Below are 478 nucleotides of genomic sequence, written 5' to 3'. Positions count from 1 at the left end.
ATTGCCGCACAGATCGTATTCCCACGTGGTCCTGTTTCCTGCAGGGTCCACTGCTGCAACCGTGCGTCCCAGCCCGTCATAGCGATAACTGGACATGCCGCCCAACTGATCGATCAGCATGACCGGCAACCCGCGTTGATCGCATTGCAGGCGCATGAGTCCGCCCAGCGAATCGGTAATACGCGTTTCGCGATAGGTCAGGTCATAGTCGAAGCGATAGTCATGAAGACCACCATCGCCCCATGCGTGATCGACGCGCCACAGACCGTCGTCATGCCATTGATGCGAGTAATAGAACGACAAGCCGTTGCGATCCGTATGCCGCACCATGACGTGCTCGCCGGCATAGCCGAAATGGTAGGGTTTATCGAGCGCATCATGGACCGCGATCAGATCGCTGCGCGCATTCTGCTCATAGCGCACCAGCGGCCAGCGTTGGCCTTGTGCATCGTGCAATGTCACCCTGCCGATGCAGCCG

General features: G+C 58.6%; 1 pseudogene. It reads right to left on the bottom strand.

Features of this window, described 5'->3' with window-relative positions:
- Nucleotides 1–478, bottom strand: a pseudogene (locus QCE69_RS39385) (type IV secretion protein Rhs); the annotation flags it as partial.

The organism is Caballeronia sp. LZ032 (assembly GCF_031451315.1).
GTDB lineage: Bacteria > Pseudomonadota > Gammaproteobacteria > Burkholderiales > Burkholderiaceae > Caballeronia.
Note: the sequence above shows the minus strand (reverse complement) of the source record. Positions and strands in the feature narration are given on the sequence as shown.